Origin of the sequence: Pseudomonas veronii (genome assembly GCF_002028325.1) — a bacterium.
Taxonomy (GTDB): Bacteria; Pseudomonadota; Gammaproteobacteria; order Pseudomonadales; family Pseudomonadaceae; genus Aquipseudomonas; species Aquipseudomonas veronii.
In genome coordinates this window covers 2,607,918-2,628,766 of sequence record NZ_CP018420.1, presented here as the reverse complement: position 1 = coordinate 2,628,766, position 20,849 = coordinate 2,607,918, and the positions used below count along the sequence as shown (strand labels likewise).

The 20,849-nt window shown below is 61.9% G+C and carries 15 protein-coding genes; 8 read left to right on the top strand and 7 right to left on the bottom strand.

Features of this window, described 5'->3' with window-relative positions; translation table 11 throughout:
- Nucleotides 1–43: 43 nt before the first annotated feature.
- Nucleotides 44–655 (top strand): TetR/AcrR family transcriptional regulator, encoded by a 612-nt coding sequence (locus tag PverR02_RS12260; RefSeq protein WP_017847941.1) that lies wholly within the window; start codon nt 44–46, stop codon nt 653–655.
- A gap of 26 nt (nt 656–681) precedes the next feature.
- Here PverR02_RS12260 and PverR02_RS12255 read toward each other — a convergent pair whose 3' ends face one another.
- The 4 genes from PverR02_RS12255 to PverR02_RS12240 form a co-directional block, all read right to left on the bottom strand.
- Nucleotides 682–1,785: a polyamine ABC transporter substrate-binding protein gene (locus PverR02_RS12255; RefSeq protein ID WP_079443495.1), complete on the bottom strand. Its 1,104-nt coding sequence runs from the start codon at nt 1,783–1,785 to the stop codon at nt 682–684.
- Nucleotides 1,786–1,825: 40 nt separating this feature from the next.
- Complete coding sequence (locus tag PverR02_RS12250) at nt 1,826–3,163, bottom strand: alginate export family protein (protein ID WP_046383971.1); 1,338 nt, start codon at nt 3,161–3,163, stop codon at nt 1,826–1,828.
- A gap of 116 nt (nt 3,164–3,279) precedes the next feature.
- Nucleotides 3,280–4,542, bottom strand: coding sequence for a serine hydrolase domain-containing protein (locus PverR02_RS12245; protein WP_079443494.1), 1,263 nt, complete (start codon nt 4,540–4,542; stop codon nt 3,280–3,282).
- A 183-nt stretch (nt 4,543–4,725) separates the two neighbouring features.
- On the bottom strand, nt 4,726–6,936 hold the full coding sequence (locus tag PverR02_RS12240) for a TonB-dependent receptor (RefSeq protein ID WP_079443493.1): 2,211 nt from the start codon (nt 6,934–6,936) through the stop codon (nt 4,726–4,728).
- A gap of 116 nt (nt 6,937–7,052) precedes the next feature.
- Between PverR02_RS12240 and PverR02_RS12235 the strand changes: the two genes are divergently transcribed.
- The 7 genes from PverR02_RS12235 (at nt 7,053) to PverR02_RS12205 (ending at nt 15,411) form a co-directional block, all read left to right on the top strand.
- Nucleotides 7,053–8,297, top strand: a complete 1,245-nt coding sequence (locus PverR02_RS12235) for an MFS transporter (RefSeq protein WP_079443492.1) — start codon at nt 7,053–7,055, stop codon at nt 8,295–8,297.
- Nucleotides 8,298–8,432: 135 nt separating this feature from the next.
- Nucleotides 8,433–8,948 carry a sigma-70 family RNA polymerase sigma factor gene (locus PverR02_RS12230; RefSeq protein WP_079445008.1) on the top strand — a complete coding sequence of 172 codons (516 nt, stop codon included), beginning with the start codon at nt 8,433–8,435 and terminating at the stop codon, nt 8,946–8,948.
- Entirely contained in the window at nt 8,949–9,926 is a 978-nt protein-coding gene (locus tag PverR02_RS12225) for a FecR domain-containing protein (protein WP_079443491.1), read from the top strand.
- 112 nt (nt 9,927–10,038) lie between these two features.
- Nucleotides 10,039–12,414 carry a TonB-dependent receptor gene (locus tag PverR02_RS12220; protein WP_079443490.1) on the top strand — a complete coding sequence of 792 codons (2,376 nt, stop codon included), beginning with the start codon at nt 10,039–10,041 and terminating at the stop codon, nt 12,412–12,414.
- Nucleotides 12,415–12,434: 20 nt separating this feature from the next.
- Nucleotides 12,435–13,604, top strand: a complete 1,170-nt coding sequence (locus PverR02_RS12215; RefSeq protein WP_079443489.1) for an ABC transporter substrate-binding protein — start codon at nt 12,435–12,437, stop codon at nt 13,602–13,604.
- Nucleotides 13,601–14,662: a FecCD family ABC transporter permease gene (locus tag PverR02_RS12210; protein ID WP_046383977.1), complete on the top strand. Its 1,062-nt coding sequence runs from the start codon at nt 13,601–13,603 to the stop codon at nt 14,660–14,662. The genes PverR02_RS12215 and PverR02_RS12210 overlap by 4 nt, the downstream gene beginning before the upstream one ends.
- Nucleotides 14,656–15,411, top strand: a complete 756-nt coding sequence (locus PverR02_RS12205; protein WP_017847952.1) for an ABC transporter ATP-binding protein — start codon at nt 14,656–14,658, stop codon at nt 15,409–15,411. The genes PverR02_RS12210 and PverR02_RS12205 overlap by 7 nt, the downstream gene beginning before the upstream one ends.
- Nucleotides 15,412–15,533: 122 nt before the next feature.
- Here PverR02_RS12205 and PverR02_RS12200 read toward each other — a convergent pair whose 3' ends face one another.
- The 3 genes from PverR02_RS12200 to PverR02_RS12190 form a co-directional block, all read right to left on the bottom strand.
- Nucleotides 15,534–16,235: an MlaA family lipoprotein gene (locus PverR02_RS12200; protein WP_046385321.1), complete on the bottom strand. Its 702-nt coding sequence runs from the start codon at nt 16,233–16,235 to the stop codon at nt 15,534–15,536.
- 86 nt (nt 16,236–16,321) lie between these two features.
- Nucleotides 16,322–17,716, bottom strand: coding sequence for an efflux transporter outer membrane subunit (locus PverR02_RS12195; RefSeq protein WP_046383979.1), 1,395 nt, complete (start codon nt 17,714–17,716; stop codon nt 16,322–16,324).
- Nucleotides 17,713–20,847, bottom strand: coding sequence for an efflux RND transporter permease subunit (locus PverR02_RS12190; protein ID WP_057005567.1), 3,135 nt, complete (start codon nt 20,845–20,847; stop codon nt 17,713–17,715). Before PverR02_RS12190 ends, PverR02_RS12195 begins: the two co-directional genes overlap by 4 nt.
- Nucleotides 20,848–20,849 lie beyond the last annotated feature (2 nt).

Genomic DNA, 20,849 nt, shown 5'->3' with positions numbered 1-20,849 from the left:
GGGCGACAAGCGCCCCTCTTTTTACTCGTGACAAGGATCTCCTGTGAGCGGACTGCGTGAACGTCAGAAAGCCGAACGCCGGCAAGCCATCAGCAAGGCCGCGATCGAACTGTTTGAACGCCAGGGTTTCCAGAACACCACCATCGAACAGATCGCCAGCCAGGCCGGGGTGTCGCCGCCGACGGTGTTCAAGTACTTCGGCAACAAGCAGGAAATCATCCTGGAAATCCTGCACCACGCCGATCAACGCGCGATCATCGACACCCGCAGCCGGATCCACGAAATAGACGACCCGGTCGAGGCGCTCTGCCACCTGGAACGCCTTCTTACCGGCTATGCGTTGGAAGTCATGCACCCCAGCCTGTGGCGTGAACTGCTGCCGCTGATTCTCTTCGGTGGCAACAATGAACTGCCGGCAGGCTATCGGGCCATGAACGATGCGCTCAGGGCCGAAATCAGCGAATTGCTGCGGGAATTGCAACGGGCTGGCAAGCTGCGTCCGCAGCTCGATGTGGAATTGGCCGCGTTCCTGTTGAACGACTATTCGCACCTGCAACTGTTCCGACTGGTGAACCAGGAACACCCGGATATCGACGCGCACTCTACCCAGGTCAGGCGTATCACCGAGTTGCTGTTTTACGGCATGCAGGCCTGACCCATTGCGGGGTCAGGCCATCCTGATCAGCGGTTGCTCTTGATGGCGGTCCAGGTGCGGGTACGGATGCGCTCCACGGCGGCCGGGATCGGCTCCAGGGCGAACAGGGTCTTGCGCGCTTCCTCCGGCACATACATGTTGGGGTCGTTGCGGATGCTGGCGTCGACCAGCGCAGTAGCGTCCTTGTTCGGGTTGGGGTAGCCGATCTTGTTGCTGATGCGCGCAATCACGTCCGGGCGCAGGATGTAATTGATGAACGCATGGGCCTCTGCAGTATCGGGCGCATTGGCCGGGATCATCATCACGTCCGCCCACATCGGCGCGCCTTCCTTGGGCAGTGCCATCTCGACCTTGACGCCCTTGCCGGCGGCATCTGCCAGTCGCGTGGCCAATGCGACACCGCCGGACCAGCCCACGCCCACACAGATATCACCGTTGGCCAGGTCCATGCCGTAGCGCGACGAGTTGAAGTAAGTGACGTAAGGGCGAATCTTCATCATCACGGCCTGGGCTTGCACATAGTCCTCACGCTTCTGGCTATTGGGGTCGAGGCCCTTGTAGTGCAAGGCAATCGGCAGGATCTCGTTGCCGGCGTCGAGGAAACCCACGCCACAACTGGCGAGCTTGGCGAGGTTTTCTTCCTTGAAGATGATGTCCCAGCTGTTCATCTGCACGTCGGCGCCCAGGGCTTTGCGCACCTTGTCGACGTTGTAACCGATCAACGTGGTGCCCCATAGGTAAGGCACGGCGTAGCGGTTGCCGGTGTCCCCCACCGCTTCCAGGGATTTCATGAACTCGGGGTCCAGGTGCTGCCAGTTCGGCAACTGCCCGCGGTCCAACGGTTGGACGGCACCGGCGGTGATCAGATGCCCCAGGTTGGCGGTGCCCGGGAATACCACGTCATACCCGGAGTTTCCCGTCAGCAGCTTGGACTCCATGGTTTCGGCGCTGTCGAATACATCGTAGATCGGGCGGATTCCGGTCTCTTCCTGGAAGCTCTTGAGCACTTCCGGCGGCAGGTATTCGATCCAGTTGTAGATCCTTACGGTTCGTTCTTCGGCCAGGCAAAAACCGCTGATCAACAACGAAGCGACTGTGCCCAGCAGGGTATTACGCAAAAAACTGTTCATGATAAAAACACTCCAGCGCGGCCGCAAAGGCTCGCGGCACTTAATAGCGATAGGTGAAATACAGTTCCAACGCACTGAAGGTCTGGTCGTCACCGAACACCTGCTTGGCGGCGGCCAGTGGTTTGACCCAGTTATAGGACAGCGACGTATAGAACGACGGCGTGGGCGTCCAGTCGAGGAATATCACGCTCTCATCGGCAAAGCGCCGATCGCGGACCGCCGCGCCCATGTAGTTTTTCTCATCGAGCCAGAACTGGTAGTGAATGGCGCCGAGGGTCAGGGTCTCGTTGAGGTGGGTCTTGAGCGAGAACTGTTGGACATTTTCGTTGCTGTTGAACAGCAGGTAGTTGCCGACCACGTCGCCGACGAGCCACGTACTCCAGTCGACGAAGCCCTTGCTCAACGGGTCCCAGGCTTTCTGGCGGTTATCGCTGAGGTTGTCATCACCGGAAAAGCTCGCGTAGCGATAACCGATGACAGGCGTCAACGGCAACGTGCTGAAGGCATAGTCGGCCTGGCCGTACCAGGCGTTGGCATCGTAATCGACCCCCTCGCCGCTACCGCGCTCCAACGCGTACTCCGCATTCAGAGTCAGCGCCGGTACGCCGGGCACCTTGGCATTGAGCGCCCGCAGGTTGTACACCTGCATGCCGTCGCGACGACGAGGCAGCGTGCTGCCTTTGGGCCCCAGGGCGTTGACCCGCATGGCCATGGCACCCAGGGTCACTTGGTCGTCGAGGTTGTAATCGAGGTTGACGCCGGTCATGCGGAAATCACCCAGGTCATCGTCGGTGCGCAGGGTGAATGCCTGAGACTTCAAGGCGCCATGTTCCCAGGCCAGGATCGCCGAATCCTTGAAGGCGGTTCGAGGGCCCAGCCAGTAGGCGCCGTCCTTGAGCTGGTCCAGGTTGCCGTCCATGACGATGAACCCCGTACCGACCATGTAGTTCTGGCGGCCAGCCGTGAACTTCCACTCACCGGCGCGGAACCCGCCGTACAGTTCTTCAGCGGCAACCTTGCCGTCGGAACTGCGGGTAAAGCCGCCCGCATCGCCGTCACCGAACGTGCTTGCCGCGACCAGGGAACCGCCGGCCAGCAAGCTGAAATCGGGTTGCAACGCATACTCGAGTTTGACCCCGGGCTTTACGTAGAACTCTTGCCAGTCGATCTTGGTGCCGCCATTTTTACCGTTGCGCGCATCGACCCGGCCGCTGCCGAAGTTGACGCCGCGGGTCGATAGCGTCGCGCCCCCCGCGGTGAGGTTGACTTCGCCCTTGAGATCGCCGTCCTCAAAGGTGTAGCCCGCCAACGCGACGTGGGTGGTCAAGGGTAAGCCGACCGCGATGAGCGCTCGAGAGAAACGCTTGATGAAAACCATAAGAAGCTCCTGTGTGATTATTGTTGTTACAGGGCAGTCAATGGCGACGCAAAGCGCCGCCAACACATGGCAAAGCCAGGTGAATAGAACGCAAGACTCTTATTTTTCGGGGTGTGTCAGTGACTCAGGTGAGCGCTGATAGCGCGCAGCATTCGCACGCTATCGGCATCGAACGGGCCGACCGCATCGGTCAGCGACGATTGCTTGACGATCACGACGCCGGAGGGCTTGTCGATGAACAGGTACTGGCCGTGGATGCCACCGGCCATCAGGGCCTGGCTGTGATCGTTGAACACGTACCACTGGCTTCGATAGGAGGCACCCGGTGTCCAGCCGGAGAACTCGGCATTTTGCGCGTAGATCACCGGATCCCCGCCGGCGGCGATACGTGCCACGGTCTCGGGCGACAGCAGCTCAACCCCCTCGTGACAGCCATCGTTGGCCAGCAGACGGCCGAAGCGCGCCATGTCTCTTAACGTCGCACTGAAACCCGCCCCGGCGACGTTACGTCCCCAGGGATCAGCCATGAAATAGCCGTCGCGATCACAGCCCAGCCGGCTCCAGATTTCTGCCAACAACTGACTGCAGGCCTTGCCCGAGGCGCGCTCCATGACCCAAGCCAAGGCTTCGGTGGTCGCGGTCACATAATGGAAAAAGCCACCGTGGCTGGCGCGCTTTTTGAGGGATGGCAGGTACTGGTACAACGACTCGAATTGGGCGTATTGCGCCGGTGCCGGTTGAAACCCGCAGGCGTAACCGTACTGCGAGCTCTCCGAGTTGGGATCGTCGTACACCTCGCTGTAGTCGATGCCCACCGCCATATCGAACAACTGGCGCACCGTCGCATCGCCAAACGCGCTGCCCACCAGTTCGGGCACGTAGTACGCGACGGGTAACCCGGGCTCAAGCACGCCACTGGAAACCAGCTGTTCGCCAAGGGTGCCGATCAGCGACTTGGTCACCGAAAACATGATGTGCCGGTCGCAGGCCTGCTGACCGTTGAAGTAGCGCTCGAACAATACCGTGTCGCCCTGCATCACCAAAAAGGCGTCGGTCTGGCTGGCCTCGAGGTGGTCGATAACGCTGATGCTCAGCCCACACTCACTGTCGAAACACAGCTGGTCCAGCGCATTGGGAGCCTGCTTGAGCGTACCGACCGGCCCTGGGCCCGCCGGTACGTCGATGGTGGGGCGCAAGCGCGCCAGGTTGCGGAACCCCCACTGGCTGAAGGGCGGACGCATCCAGTTGTGCCACGTGACTCGGTGTTCCGGCTCGGCGGGAAAGCCATGCATCAGCAAAGGGGCCGCGCAAGTGGTCGACGACGATTCAGTGGCCTCGACGTAAAGCGTCGCAAGAAAAGACGGGTTTTTATGACTCATCGGGAGATGACCCTGGAGATGACTCTGCATGAGAGCAGATGCGCAGAAATCATTACCCGATATTTATCTTTAGTCAATAAAACTTTTTACTCGATAATACTCACTCCGCTATCGCTGCATCGAGCCGGTCGCCGGCGGTGCGCGGCACATTCGCCGTCATGAAAAGCACACTCCACACCGACCTCAGAAATCAACCGTGGCCGACAACTGCAAGGTGCGCGGAGATCCCGGGGAAAAGGCGCCGTAGGAGGCGACGCCCGACCAGTACTCACGGTCGAATACGTTCTGCACGGTGGCGCGGAACGTCGTAGGTCGCCCTTCTATCTTCGTGGCATAACGCGCGCCCGCATCGATGCGAGTCCAGGCGTCCAGTTCCTGGGTGTTGGCCTGGTTGACGTATTGGCTGTCGGTGTAGATCGCGCCGCCGGTCAAGGTAAAGCCTTCCAGCCATGGGGTATCCCATTCGGCCCAGAGGTTGGCCTGGATGTCGGGTACGCCGACCGGTTTGTTGCCCCGGTTGGCTGCGGTGGCGGACTTCGTCAACTCGCCGTCGAGGAACGTCACGCCCCCCATCAAGCGCGTGCCCGGCGCGACTTCCCCGTACAGGCTCACTTCCACGCCACGGTTGCGTTGCTCCGATTGCACGGAATACACATTGTTGGCACCCAGCTCGCCGCTGGGTTTTTCGATCTGGAACAACGCCACGCTCGTGATGAACGTGTGGTGTTCATACTTCACGCCGAGCTCGTGCTGTTTGGACACATAAGGGGCGAATGTCTGGCCGCCGTTGTTCGCGGTGCCTGGGGCGGTATCGCCCTTGCTCAAGCCTTCGACATAGTTGTAATACAAAGACACGTCATCCCAGGGCTTGACCACGACGCCCAGCAACGGCGTCGTGGCAGTGTCTTTGTTGCGGGAGCTGACAGCCCCGGCGGCATTGTAGTTACGCGACTCGATCGCTTGCCGGCGCAGGCCGAGGGTCAGTTGGAGGCGGTCGTCCAGCATGCCCAGGGTGTCCGTCAGTGCGACGCCGGACAGTTCCGTCTCCGAAATGCGCAGCACTTTGGGGGCGTCGAGGTATTGCTTGGGCGTATCCACCGGGTGATAGATGTTGGAGCGGATCTCCTTACCATTGGTGATGCCTCGGGACAGTTCGTCCCGGTAACGGGTCGCCATCAGCGTGGTCATGTGCGTCACCGGCCCGGTGGCGAACAGCCCGCGAAGGCCCACATCGGCGGTCGAACGGTCGACGTTGAACTTGTAATAACCCGGGATATTGCTGGTATCGCCGGCGTCGTTGAGGATCCTGGGCACCTGGTCGGACAGGCGCTTCACATCCGACTTGCCCCCGCCGGCATGGGCGAACACGGTCAGCGCATCGCTCAAGTCATACTCGCCGCCGAGCAGTGCCGACTGTTCCTTGGTGTCCGACCAACCCCATTTTTGCGGCAGGCTGGTGCGGCCATTGGCGGCAGATGGCACGTCGACGCCCGTTGCGACGGTGAAGGGGCGCGAGGCGCCGTCAAAGTTTTCTTTCTGGCTGATGTAGTCAAGGTTCAGGCGCAACCGCTCGCCGCGATAATCCAAGGCAATGGCCCCGATATCCACCTCGCGCTTCTGATTATCGACGGCGGTGTCGCCGCCCTGGAGGCTGCCGTTGAAGCGCAGGCCAAACTGGTTTTCTTCACCAAAGCGCCGGCTGATGTCCAAGTGGCCGCCCACTTGGGAGTCCGATGCGTAACTGCCGGTAAAGCGCGTCAGGTCTTCATCCAGCGCCCGCTTCGGCACGATGTTGATGACGCCGCCAACGCCGCTGTTCGGCGAGACACCGTACATCAGCGCACCGGGCCCCTTGAGCACCTCGATGCGTTCGGCGTAGTCGGTGAACGTCCGGTAGTTCGGCGCCACACCGTACACGCCGTCATAGGCCAACTCGCCAAGGTTGCCTTCGCCGATGGCAAACCCACGGATGAAAAACGAATCGACGATACCGCCCGTCTGCCCCGTGGACCGCACCGAAGGATCGCGCTCCAGGGCGTCGGCCGCCGTCACTGTCTGCAGGTCGGCCAGGGTTTTGGCGGTGTAGCTGGTCACACTGAACGGGGCGTCCATCACATCCTTGTTGCCCATCATCCCCAGGCGCGCGCCACGGGCGACCTGCCCGCCGGCCAGTACCGGCGGCAATGCCGTGGGGCCAGCCTCGCGGGCGTCGATGGTGGTGGTGTCGAGGATCAGGCTCTGCGCGCTGTCAGGCGTTGACGCGTCGCCCGCTGCGGGCTGTGGCGTAGCCGCCGAGGCATTGGCGCTGCATGCGACCAAGACGACATTCAGCATGGCGCTCCGAATCGCGAGGGTTAACACACGTTCACCATAGGGACGACAGATAACGGGCATGACGAGAGGATCCTTTCAACGTAGGAAAATGGGAATCACTCCTAATGCCAGCCGACTTGCGAAAAAGTATCATCCCTCCCTGTTTTTTTACCGGGTTCATCCGCCGAGGCCGTCTCATGTCCCATGCAGGTGTCATTCAGGGTTCAAGTGTCAGAACCCTTGTTTATCTTTTGTTCGCGATCCAACTGGTCTCCATGGGCGCGATGGAAATGAGCGGGCCATTCTGGCCCGTACACCTGCGCGAGCTGGCCTCTTCGGAGGCGCTTTTCAGTTTCGCCAGCATCGCTGTGTACGTGGGACCGATGCTGGGCATCATGCTGACCAGTGCGTTCTGGGGCCGTATCGGCGATCGATACGGGCACAAGTTGATGATGATCCGCGCGCTCGCCGGGTTGTCCTTGACCCAGCTCGGCCTGGCGTTTTTCAGCGACATCTGGGCGATCCTGGCCCTGCGTTTCCTGCAGGGTGCCTTCGCGGGCTACATTGCCCCGGCGCAGGCCTACGGCGTGAGTATCGAAAGCCCGTCGCGCCGGGCCCGGCTGTTCGCGATTCTGCAGATATCGACCAACGTCGGCTCGTTGCTGGGCGCCGTGCTCGGCGGCCTGATTCTCGATTACGCGACGTTTTTCTGGATCAATATCGTGGCCTCGGTGTTATGCGCCGCCTGCACGGTGATCGCCGCCATGACACTGCCGGACGTCCCCCCCGTGGAAAAAACCACGCTGGTAAACACCTCTGCCCCCGCCCAGGCCAGCGGCGCCGGCTGGCGTGGCTCGCCCCTGCTGTCGCTGTTGGGCATCATGGGGATTCTGCTGTTGGCGCGAATGCTGCCCCAGACTTCGTTCTCGCTTTACGTCAGTTCCACATTCGATGTCAGCCACTCAGTGGTCGGCCTGTGCTACGGGCTATTGGCCCTGGGCTTCATTCTTTCGGCGACGGCATGGTCGCGCTACTTCGAGCAGCGCTCTCTACGCCAGACGCTGCAGCGCATCACTTACGTGGTGATCGGTTGCATCGCGCTGACCGCCGTGGCGGGCATTACCCGCAACCCCGTGGTGTTTATCCTGGCCTACTTCGTCTGGGGAGTACTGCTGGGCGCCACGACGCCAGTGCTGATGGCCCTGATCTCGACCACCGCCGACAGCGCCCGACAGGGCTATGTACTGGGTATCGCGCAAAGCACCGCGCAGTTTGCCTCGATTGCCGGTATCTGCATCGGCGGCTTGCTCAGCCAAGCGTATGGCCTGCCCTACACGTATCTATTCGTTTGCCTGGCGTATGCGCTGGCGCTGGTGCTGATCGTCGCTCTGCGTTACTGGCCCGCGGGCAAGCAACCCCACCAAGTCGCGGGTCGGGATTGAACCAGGTGCCTGGCGATGAAGGACGCGCCAGCACAGGGGATCGCACCGATCGCGGGGCACTGATCCCCCCTTGCTTTTCAAGCATCTTGTCAACTAGCATTGGGAATACTTCTCAATTAGATGCACGCCCGCGCCATGAGCCAAACCCACTCCGCGAACAACCCGAGTCACCTGCGCGCGATTGAGGCCCTGTACAGCGGGCATCACAGCTGGCTGTACGCGACGCTGAAAAGAAAACTGGGCAACGCCATGGATGCGGCGGATCTGGCGCAGGACACCTTCACTCGCATCCTGGCTTCACAGGTCACGGTAATCGAGCAGCCTCGCGCCTACTTGAGCTGCGTGGCCAAGGGCATCCTGATCAACTGGTACCAGCGCAAGGCGCTGGAGCGCGCCTACCTGGAGGCACTCGCCAATGCGCCCGCGCAGGATGTGCCGTCGCCTGAATCGCACTTCATGGTGCTGGAAACCCTGCACGAAATCGACGCCATGCTCGATGCCCTGCCGCCGCTGGTGAAGCGGGCGTTCCTGCTGTCGCAGATCAACGGGCTGAAATACGACGACATCGCCAAGCAACTGGACGTCTCGCTGATCACCGTCAAACGCTACATGAAACAAGCGTTCCTGCACTGCATGATGATGGTCGAATAGATGCGCGCGCTGCGCAGAGAGCCACCGCTGAATCCCGACGTGCTTGAAGAAGCCGCCGAATGGCTGATGCGTTTGAGCGACAACGGGTTGAGCGACAGCGAGCGTGCCGAGTGGGAGCGCTGGAAGGTCAGCAGCCCCGAGCGCGATCGCGCGTGGTCGCGGGCGCAATTGCTGCAAAGCAAGCTGGGCGGTTTGCCCTCTTCCCTGGCGATGTCGGCGCTGGATCGGCCAAGCAATCCGGAGCGGCGTGCCGCCCTGGGTAAATTGGCCCTGCTGCTGGCGGTGATACCGGCGGGTTGGGGCAGCTGGAAGCTGGTGGAGTCAGGCCGATGGTCGTCCGACTACCGCACGGCCGTGGGCCAACAACGCGAATTGACCCTGGCCGATGGCTCACGCATCACGTTGAATACCGACACCGCCATGGATGTGCTGTTTGATGGCCAACAGCGGCTCATCCATCTGCGCGAAGGCGAAATACTGGTGCAGACCGCACCGGATACCGCTTCCGTCCCCCGCCCCTTCCTCGTCGTCACCCGACAGGGCCGCATGCAGGCCCTGGGCACGCGCTTTACCGTGCGTGAACTGGGCCCGCGTACCCAGCTCGCCGTACTGGAAGGCGCAGTGAAAGTGGAACTGGCCGAAAACCGCCAAACCGCGCCGCTGATCGTCAACGCCGGGCAGCGCACCGACTTTTCCTCACAGACCTTTGGAGCGCTGACTGCCGCCGGTCGCTACGTCGGTGCCTGGGCCCAGGGCATGCTGATGGCGGACAAGATGCGCCTGGCGGATTTCGTTGCCGAGCTGGCGCGTTATCGTCGTGGTTTTGTGCGCTGTGATCCGGCCATTGCCGACCTGCGCGTCTCCGGTGCCTTCCCGATCAGCGATACCCAACGCACCTTGAACATGCTGGTGCAAACCTACCCGGTGCTCGCCACCGGCCATTTGAACGGGTATTGGGTCACGCTGTCGCCCGCCTGACGCCGCGAAGGCAAACCTCGCAAAAAAAAAGCGTTGCCAGGCTGATACTTTTTTTGATCTCAACTGGCAATGAAGGAACAGCCACTTCCTCTCGCCACAGGGCCCCCCATTGATGCCGGTCATTCGCAGCGCGTTGCTCAGCCTGACCCTGATCGGTGCGGCCTGCCCTTTGGCCCGGGCGGACGCGCCGGTGCAGCTGGATTCAGTGACCGTGCGCGCGTACAACCTTGCCCCCGGACCGCTCGGCGCAACCTTGTCGAGCTTTGCCGTGGAAGCAGGCATTGCCTTGTCCTTCGAGCCGTCGATCACTGAAGGGTTGATCAGCCCAAGGCTTTCTGGAAATTACTCGACCCAGGCGGCAGTCGCGCATTTGCTGGCCGGCAGTGGCCTGGACATGCTGCTGCGCAACGACGGCAGCTACACCTTGGCGCTCCGCAGGGTCACCCTGGCGCAGACCACGATCAGTGGCCACGACCAGCCGGCCGAGACCTTGCCCCCGGTGTATCCGGGGGGCCAGGTGGCCGCGGGAGGACGCCTGGGCATGCTGGGTAATACCGATGTAATGGACGCCCCCTTCAGCGTCAGCACTTACACCTCATCGCTGATCAAGGATCAACAGGCAACGACCGTGGGCGACGTGCTGGAGCGCGATTCGTCGGTCCGCGCCACCGGGCAGACCGGCGGGATTGTCGATTCTTTTTTTATCCGTGGGTTTCCGGTCGGCGAAGGCAACCTCGGTGAGCTGGCCTTCGACGGTGTCTATGGCGTGGCCTCCAACTATCGGGTGTTCACCGAATACGCCGAACGCATCGAGGTCGTCAAAGGCCCGAGCGCACTGCTCTACGGCATGTCGCCCAACAGTGCCGTCGGCGGGGTGATCAATGTGGTGCCCAAGCGCTCCCTGGATGAAGACTTGACGCGGTTCACCGCCAGTTACGCCCAGGATGCGCAACTGGGGAACCATATCGACATCAGCCGGCGCTTTGGCGAGGAACGCCGATGGGGGGTGCGGGTCAACGCCAGCGTCCAGCAAGGCAACACCGTGATCGACGACCAATCGCGCGCCGTCGGGCTCGGCGCCGTGTCCCTGGACTACCGGGGCGATCGCCTGCGAGGCAGCCTGGACCTGATCTCCCAGCAAGAAAAGTTCGACGCGGCATCTCGACCGTTCCTGATCGACACGGGCGTGGAGATGCCTTCCGCCGCCAATGGGCGGACCAATGTGAGCCAAGACTGGGGCTGGTCCGAAACCCGTGATAAATCCGCGTTGCTCAGCGGTGAATACGACCTCACCGACGCCTTGACCGTCTTCGCCCATGCCGGTGGCGGCAGGTCGGCTGTCGCGCGCATGTCCGACCAGACCCCAACCCTCCTCAACGCCGCCGGCGACACCGCCTCGACACCCGGCTATTACAAGTTCAACGTGCAGCGCTACACCGTCGATGCGGGCACGCGCCTACGCGTCGACACCGGGCCGGTCGGCCACGTCACGGCCCTGCAAGTCTCGCGTTATCGCGACGAGTTGTCCCGCGGCATCACATCCGGCGCGGTCATCCTGTCGAACATCTACCACCCGATCGATCAGCCCAAGCCCTCGATTGCCGAGCCGGATACGCCAAAGGTCTCCGCGACGCAATTATCCGGCATCGCCATCGCCGACACCCTGTCGGTGCTCGAGCAACGCCTGCAGGTCACCTTCGGCCTGCGCAGACAGCATATTGAGTCGAGCAACTACAACGCCTCCGGTACGCTGAGCACGTCGTATGACGGAGGCAAGACCACGCCGCTGTTCGGGGTGGTGGTCAAACCCTGGGACCATGTGTCGCTCTACTACAACTACATTGAGGGCCTGAGCAAGGGCGACGTCGCCCCGGCCAACGCCGCCAATGCAGGCCAGATCTTCGCCCCTTACGTTTCCCGGCAGCAGGAGATCGGGGTCAAGCTCGACTACGGCACGTTCATGGCGACCCTGGCGCTGTTCCAGATCAAGAAGCCCAGTGGCGAGTTGTCGGGCGGGACGTTTTCGGTGCAAGGCGAACAGCGCAATCGGGGCATCGAGCTGAACCTGTTTGGCGAGGTCGCCCCAGGCGCGCGCCTGCTCGGGGGCGTGACGCTGCTGGATGCGCAGTTGACCAAAACCGGCATTGCCGCCAACCGGGGCAACACTCCGGTCGGCGTGCCGGATGTACAAGCCAACCTCTGGGCCGAATGGGACATCCCCTGGGTCGAGGGGCTGACGTTCACCAGTGGCGCGATCTATACCGCCCGCCAGTACGTCAACCAGGCCAACAGCCAACAACTGGATCCCTGGACCCGCATCGACCTCGGCGCACGTTACACCACGCGTATCGCACAGCGGCCGACAACGTTCCGCGCCACGGTGCAAAACCTGTTCGATCGCGAGTACTGGTCGGGTGTCGCCTCTTATGGAGCGTTTTCCCAGGGCTCGCCACGCACGCTTTTACTCTCGGCCACGGTCGACTTCTGACACCTGCAAAGGCTTTAACCATGGTTACCATCGTTCGACGCAGCCACGCCTTCGCGGCGCTGTTAGTGGCTGGCTTGCTCGGGGCTTCACTGCCCGCCCCCGCCGCCGAGGCGGATACCGCGCGCAGTACCGTCACCGACCTGCTCGGCCGCGAGGTCAAGGTCCATCTGCCGGTCAGGCGGATGATTCTCGGGGAGGGTCGCCAGCTGTACCTGGTCGCCGCCCTGGATACGCAAAACCCCATCGAACGCATCGTCGGCTGGCGCAAGGATCTGATCCAGTCGGACCCGGACACCTACGGAGCCTACCTGCGCAAATTTCCCGCCATTGCCAGGATTCCCACCTTTGGCGGCTTTGAAGACGGGACCTTCGACATCGAACAAGCGATCGCCCAACACCCCGACGTGATCATCCTCAACATCGAGGCGCAGCATGCCACCGAGGATGCGCGCTATATCGAGAAGCTCGATGCCCTGGGCATACCGGTGGTGTACGTCGACTTTCGCAATCAACCGATGCAGAACACCGAGCCGACCATGCGCCTGTTCGGCCGGCTGTTGGGCAAAGAAGCGCGTGCCGAGGCTTTCATTGATTTTCGCAACCGGCAGATCCACCGGGTGACCGACGTGATCGCGGCGCAGCAGCCTGTGCGCCCCGCGGTGTTTATCGAACGCATCGGCGGTTACACGGACGATTGCTGCCTGAGCTTCGGCAACGAAAACTTCGGGCTTTTTGTCGACATGGCCGGTGGCAACAATATCGCCAGAGGCATTATCCCCAGCACCTTCGGCCAGTTGAATCCCGAACAGGTCATCGTCGCCAACCCGGCGCAGGTGGTAGTCACCAGCGCCAACTGGGAGGCGTTCGCCCCTGGCGGCCATTGGGTCGGCGTCGGCCCGGGCGCCGACATGACGCAAGCCCGGCACAAACTGGCCTGGTACACCCAACGGCCAGCCTACGCAGAGATCAAGGCGCAGGACAACCAGGCCTTTCATGCGATCTGGCATCAGTTCTACAACAGCCCTTACCAGTTCGTGGCCATCCAGCAATTGGCCAAATGGTTTCATCCCACGCTGTTTGCCGACCTGGACCCCGAGGCCTCCTTTCGCGAGCTGCACGAGCGGTTTCTGCCGGTACCTTACGAGCCGGGCTATTTCGTCAGCTTGCGCACCCCCGAGGTCAAGCCATGAGCGCACCGAGCGACACCCTGGTGGTGCAGCGCGAGACCTACCGTCGCCTGGTGCTGCGCAAGCGGCTGATCCTCGCCGGGCTGATGACGCTGCTGCTCTGCAGTGTCCTGCTTGACCTGGCCCTGGGCCCGGCGAGTTACAGCCTGCGCGAAGTACTCGGCGCACTGTTTTCACCGGACGACGCTTCGGCGCAGGTACGCGTGGTGATGTGGGATATCCGCCTGCCTGTCGCCCTGATGGCGGTTGCCGTGGGCGCGGCATTATCACTGGCGGGTGCGCAGATGCAGACCATCCTCAACAACCCGCTGGCCAGCCCCTTCACCCTGGGCATTTCTGCCGCCGCCAGCTTCGGCGCGGCCATGGGCCTGGCGTTTGGCGTGGCCCTGTTCCCATTGGCGGCACAGTACATGGTGCCGGTGAACGCGTTCGTCATGGCCATGCTCTCTGCCTTGCTGATCCACTTCCTGAGCATGCGCCGCGGCGTCACCGCTGAAACCATCGTGCTGCTGGGCATTGCCCTGGTGTTCACGTTCAACGCGTTGTTGGCCCTGGTGCAGTTTTTTGCCACCGAGCAAGCCGTGGCGGCCGTGGTGTTCTGGACCATGGGCAGCCTGACCAAAGCCACCTGGCCCAAACTCGGAGTGATCTGCCTGGTGATCGTGGTCACCCTGCCGATTTTCGCCAGGCGCGCCTGGGCCCTCACAGCCCTGAGGCTGGGCGATGACAAGGCCGCCAGTTTCGGTATCAACGTGCGCAGCCTGCGCTTTCAGACGTTGATCATGGTCAGCCTGCTCGCCGCGTTTCCCGTGGCCTTCGTCGGCACCATCGGCTTTATCGGGCTGGTCGGCCCGCACATTGCGCGGATGTTGATTGGTGAAGACCAGCGGTTCTTCCTGCCGGCGTCGCTGCTGACCGGCGCACTGATTCTGTCCGTCAGTTCGGTGGTCAGTAAGACCCTGATTCCGGGCGCGATCTTTCCGATCGGCGTGGTCACATCGTTGATCGGCGTGCCGTTCTTCATATCTCTGATTCTCAGCGGGAAGAAAAACTCATGGTGACGATCCAGCTGGAGAACCTTGGTGCCCGCTATGGTCAGCGCACGATCATCAGCGGTGTCACGACCGGCGCATTTATGGGTGGCCAAGTGGTCGCGGTGGTCGGCCCCAATGCCGCCGGCAAGTCCACCCTGTTCAAGCGCATGGCAGGCTTGATCGACGGCCCCGGCCGGGTGATTCTGCAGGGCTCGAAAAAGGGCGTGCGGGGCATCAGCTACATGCCGCAGGGCTTGAACGGCAGCGCTCGATTGACGGTGTACGAATCAGTGCTTCTGGCACGTAAACAACTGTCGCCCGGCTGGGTCGTCCACGATGATGAGCTGACGCTGGTCGACGAGATATTGCAGGCGCTGGGGATCACCGGCCTGTCCTTTCGCAACCTCGGCGAACTCAGCGGCGGGCAGCAACAGCTCGTGTCCATCGCGCAGACCTTGGTGCGCGAGCCGGAGATCCTGTTGATGGACGAACCCACCAGCGCCCTCGACATGCACCGCCAGGTCCAGGTGTTGGACTTCATGCAGGCATTGGCCCGCCGGCGTCGGGTCATTGTGTTCATCGCCATCCATGACCTGAACCAGGCGTTACGTTTTGCCGATCAGGTGCTGGTCATTGCCGACGGTACCGCACAAGGCAGTGGCGCGAGCCGTGAGGTCATTACAGAACAGATGCTGCGCACTGTGTACAAGGTCCAGGCGCGCATTGAACAGTGCAGTCGCGGGCAGCCTCATATCCTGATCGACGATATTGTTTGAGGGCCGCGAGCACTCCAGCCTGTATTCCACGGCCGCGCCGGCCATCAGTGCCTGGGCTTCGATGGGCGGCGCATCCGGATGGTGTCAACGGGTAACTTGATCCCGAGGTCGAACCGCGCGGATCAAAAGTCGTCCTTTACGTTTCCATCATTGATCTTGAACTCCCGGTGTTGCAGATAAACGCTTCGAATGAAGTTGTATTTATCCCCGGTGATGAGCTTTTCAGATTTTATATATTGAGCGCGTCCGTCGATCATGCCCAGGCCGTACAGGCTATTACGCGTCGGAACGTCGCCGATGTAACGAACCGGGTTGGCGTAGATATCGGGAAAGATGGCCGGCGCATCGCGAAGTGTGCTGGGCCCCAAGAGTGGCAGCACAAGATAAGGACCACTACCTACCCCCCAGTAACCGAGGGTTTGACCGAAATCTTCGTCATTGCGCTGCAGCCCCATGGGCGTCGCGACATCGACCAATCCTGCCAGGCCAATGGTGCTGTTGAGTAAGAAGCGGCTCGTATCAACCCCGGCGCTATAGAACTTGGCTTGAAGTAAGTTGTTCGCCAGGTTCTTGACCTCCCCCAGATTGTTGAAAAAATTATGCACGCCGTCTTGCGCAATGCGCGGGGTGACAAATTGATAACCCTGGGCAAGGGGTTTCAGTGCGTAGGTATCCAGCGTGTCATTGAATGAGAAAATGGGTCGGTTGATACGCTCCCACGGGTCCTTGTCGGAATCCGCCTGGCAAAGGGCTGAAAGCGTTATGAAACTGGCGCAGGTCAGTACCTGAGCGCAACGGCTTAAAGTGGAACGAGATGCACGCATGTTGATTTCCCATTGAATGAAGTCAGCCGATTTGACGCGCGCCAGCCGTTCCATCGCGGCGATTGTGTGTGCAAGAGACAGGGCCATTAATTCCAACCGCCTCCCAACACTTTGTACAACGTGATGCGGTTACTCTGCTCGGTCAGACGCAGGGTGATCAGGTCCTGCTGGGCGCTGTAGAGCGAGCGTTGTGCATCCAGGGCTTCCAGGTAGCTTTGCGACCCGCCCCGGTACAAGGCATCCGAGAGTTCGAAGCTCTTGCGGCTGGCGTCGGTCAGCGCCTGTTGCGCGGCGATCCGGCGATCCAGGGTGCTGCGCACGGCCAGCGCGTCGGCCACTTCGCGGAACGCGGTCTGCAGGGTCTGCTGATAAGTCTGTATCTGGATGTCGCGCTCGACCTTGGCCGAATCCAGGGTCGCGCGGTTACTCCCGGCGTCGAAAATCGGCACGCTGATGCTCGGGGCAAAGGTCCAGGCACCGCTGCCGGATTTGAACAGGCCGGCCAATGCCGAGCTGGACGAGCCGGCGTTGGCGGTCAGGCTGATGCTGGGGTAAAACGCCGCACGGGCCGCGCCGATGTCGATGTTCGCCGACTTGAGCGTGTGTTCCGCCGACAGCACGTCCGGGCGTTGTTGCAAGAGGCTCGACGGCAGGCCCGCCGGTATGTCCACCAGCACCGCCGCCGACGCCAGGTGCGTGCCCGGCAAGAGTGCCTCGGGAAGGTCGCTGCCGACCAACAGGCGCAAGGCATTGCGGTCCTGCAGAATCTGGCTCTCGTAGGACGCCACGTCACCACGCGCCGACTCGACCGTGGTCTGGGCTTGCGCCACGGACAGCGCGGAGGAGCCGCCCAGGGCATAGCTGCGCTGGGTCAGGTCGTAGGTGGCCAACTGGCTGGTCAGGGTTTGCTGGGCCAGCAGCAGCCGTTCGTTGTCGGCGGCCAGGGTCAGCCAGGCGGTGGCCACTTCGGCCACCAGGCTGATTTGCGTACTGCGTCGGGTTTCCGTCAGCGCCAGGTAGTCTTCCAGCGCCTCATCCCGCAGGTTGCGTAGCCGGCCAAACACGTCCAGTTCATAACTGCTCAAGCCCAATTGCGCACTGTAATCGTGAGTGGTGGCCGCCGTGCCGGTGCTGGACAACGACCCTGGCGTGCGGCTGTGGGTGCCGCTGACGCTGGCATCGATGGTGGGAAACAGGTCCGCGCGCTTGATGCGGTACTGCGCCTGGGCCTTTTCGACATTCAGGCTGGCCAGGCGCAAGTCGCGGTTATTGGCCAGCGCCAACGCCTGCAACTGTGCCAGGCGGCTGTCGGTAAAGAACTGCTGCCATTTGACATCGGCCCCCGCCTGCCCTTTCGGCAGGCTGGCGGTCGGCAGCCATTGCGCGGAAACAGGCGCTTCCGGCCGCTCATACTGGGGTGCCAGGTTGACGCAGCCACCCAGGACCATGGCGGCCAGCAAAGGCCAATGTGACTTGATCATGCATCACCTGTCGGGGCAGATTGACGAGTACTGCGCTCGCTGCCGAAACGGCGGCGGATCAGCACAAAAAACAGCGGTACAAAGAAGATCCCCAGCACCGTGGCGCTGAACATACCGCCCAGCACGCCTGTACCGATGGCCTGACGCCCGGCGGAGCCTGCGCCGCTACTCAAGGCCAGCGGCAACACGCCGAACATGAAGGCTAGGGACGTCATCAGGATCGGCCGCAGGCGTTGGCGCACCGCGATCAGCGTCGCATCGATCAGGCTGTTGCCCTGCTCTTGCAGGTGCTTGGCGAACTCCACGATCAGGATCGCGTTTTTCGCGGCCAGGCCCACGGTGGTCAACAGCCCCACCTGGAAATACACGTCGTTGCTCAACCCGGCGACACGGGTCGCCAGCACTGCACCGATCACCCCCAGGGGGACCACCAGAATCACCGAAAACGGCACCGACCAACTCTCGTAGAGCGCGGCCAGGCACAGGAACACAAACAATACGGAGAGTGCATAGAGCAACGGAGCCTGGGAGCCGGATAGCCGCAACTGATAGGACTGCCCGGTCCATTCGTAGCCGATGCCCTGGGGCAATTGCCGGACGATGGCTTCCACCGCGTCCATCGCGTCGCCGGAGCTCACGCCTGGCGCGGGGTCACCGACGATTTCCAGGGAGGCGTTCCCGTTATAGCGTTCCAGCAAGGGCGAGCCGTAACTCCAGGTGCTGCTGGCAAACGATGAGAACGGCACCATTTCATTGCTGCTGTTGCGCACGAACCAATGATCAAGGTCCGCGGCCTGCATGCGCGCGGATGCCTGGCCCTGCACGTAGACTTTTTTCACCCGGCCCTGGTTGAGAAAGTCATTCACATACGTACCGCCCAACGCCGTCGACAAGGTGGTGTTGATGTCGCTGGTACTCAGGCTCAGGGCTCCGGCCTTGCGGTCGTCGATGCTGACCTTGAGCTGCGGCGCATCGTCCAGACCGTTGCTGCGAACGCCCAGCAAGCGCGGGTCTTTTCTGGCCAGCTCAAGGAACTGTTCGCGGGCCGCCACCAGCGCATCATGGCCCAGGCCGGCGAGGTCCTTGAGTTGCAGGTCGAACCCCGAGCTCTGGCCCAGGCCGCGCACCGTCGGTGGTTGCATGACGAAAGCGTCGGCATCGCCGATGCTGGAGAGCGCCATGGTCGCCCGTTGGGCAATGGCCGCCGCCCCCTGACCGGGCCCACCGCGTTCGTCCCAGTCCTTGAGACGGATAAACGCGCGCGCGGTGTTCTGGCTGTTCCCCCCCATGCCCAGCCCGCTGATGCTGATCATCGCTTCGACTTCGGGCTGTTTCAGGATGTAGTCCTCGAACTGCTTGATCACAGCTTGCGTGCGGCTGTCCGTCGCCCCGACTGGCAACTGGATCTGTGCCATGAGGATCCCCTGATCTTCGTCCGGCAGAAACGACGTGGGCAGGCTCATGTACCCCACCGCCATGACCACCAGCACCGCGCCATAGAGCAACAGGCTGCGCCCCCAACGCCGCAACACCACGCCCACCCAGCGCTCGTAACCGGCGCTGGCACGTTCAAAGGTGCGGTTGAACCAGCCAAAGAACCCGTGCTGAGCACCATGCCCGCGGCCATCACGCGTTTTGAGCAACGAAGCGCAGAGCGCCGGGGTCAGGGTCATCGCCACCAGCACCGACAGGACCATCGCCGAAACAATGGTCACCGAGAACTGCCGATAGATAATCCCGGTGGAACCGCCGAAAAACGCCATGGGGATAAACACCGCGCTCAGCACCAGCGTGATGCCGACCAGTGCGCTGCTGATTTCACGCATCGATTGACGCGTGGCCGCCACGGGCGATAGCCCCTCGCCCATCAGCCGCTCAACGTTTTCCACCACCACGATGGCGTCGTCCACCAGCAAGCCGATCGCCAGGACCATGGCAAACATCGTCAAGGTGTTGATCGAATAGCCAAACATCGCCAACACGCCGAACGTGCCCAGCAGCACCACCGGTACGGTAATCGCCGGGATCAGCGTCGCGCGCAGGTTTTGCAGGAACAGGAACATGATCAACACCACCAGCACGATGGCCTCGCCCAAGGCCTTGACCACTTCCTCGATGGACAGGCTGACAAACGGCGTGGTGTCGTAGGCAATCACGTTTTTAAGCTGCATTTCAGTCGGGTAGAACGGCTCCATCTCTTTGAGCTTGGCCTTGACCGCCTTGCCGACGCTCAGCGCATTCGCACCTGCCGCCAGTTGCACGCCCATGGCCGCGGCGGGCTTGCCGTTGAGGGCGCTGCTGATGTCGTAGCTTTCGCTGCCCAGCTCCAAGGTCGCGATATCGCCCAGCAACACCACGGCACCGTCGCTGCTGGACTTGACCACCACGTTGCGAAACTCTTCGACGGTCTGCAGTTTGCTGCGGGCGCTGATCGTGGCGTTCAACTGCTGCCCCTTGATCGCCGGCAAAGCCCCCAGCTGCCCGGCGGAGACTTCGGTGTTCTGCGCCTCCAGGGCACTGCTGACGTCCGAAGGCATCAGCGCGTATTTTTCCAACAGGGCCGGGTCCAGCCAGATACGCATGGCATAGCCTGATCCCAGAGTCTGCACATCGCCGACGCCGTCTATGCGGCTGATGGAGTCGAGCAAGGTGGTGGAAATGTAGTCGCCGATCTGAGTCCCGGTAACGCTGGGGTCATCCGATGCCAGGGCGACAATCATCAGGAAGTCCGAGCCGCCCTTGGTCACGGTCAGGCCTTCGCTTTGTACCGATTGCGGCAGTCTCGACTCGGCTTGTTGCAGCTTGTTCTGCACCTGCATCTGGGCCACATCCGGGTCGGTGCCGGCAGTAAAGGTCAAGCTGATGCTGGCGCTGCCCGCCGAACTGCTGTTGGCCGACATGTAGGTCAGGTTATCCAGGCCTTTCATCTGCTGTTCGATGACCTGAGTCACCGAGTCTTCCACGGTCTTGGCCGAGGCCCCGGTGTAGGTCGCGGAAATCTTCACCGTGGGCGGCGCGATGTCGGGGTATTGCTCCAACGGCAACTGGCTGATGGACAGGCTGCCGCCGAGCATGATCACGATGGCGATGACCCAGGCGAAAATCGGTCGATCAATAAAAAACTGCGCCACGC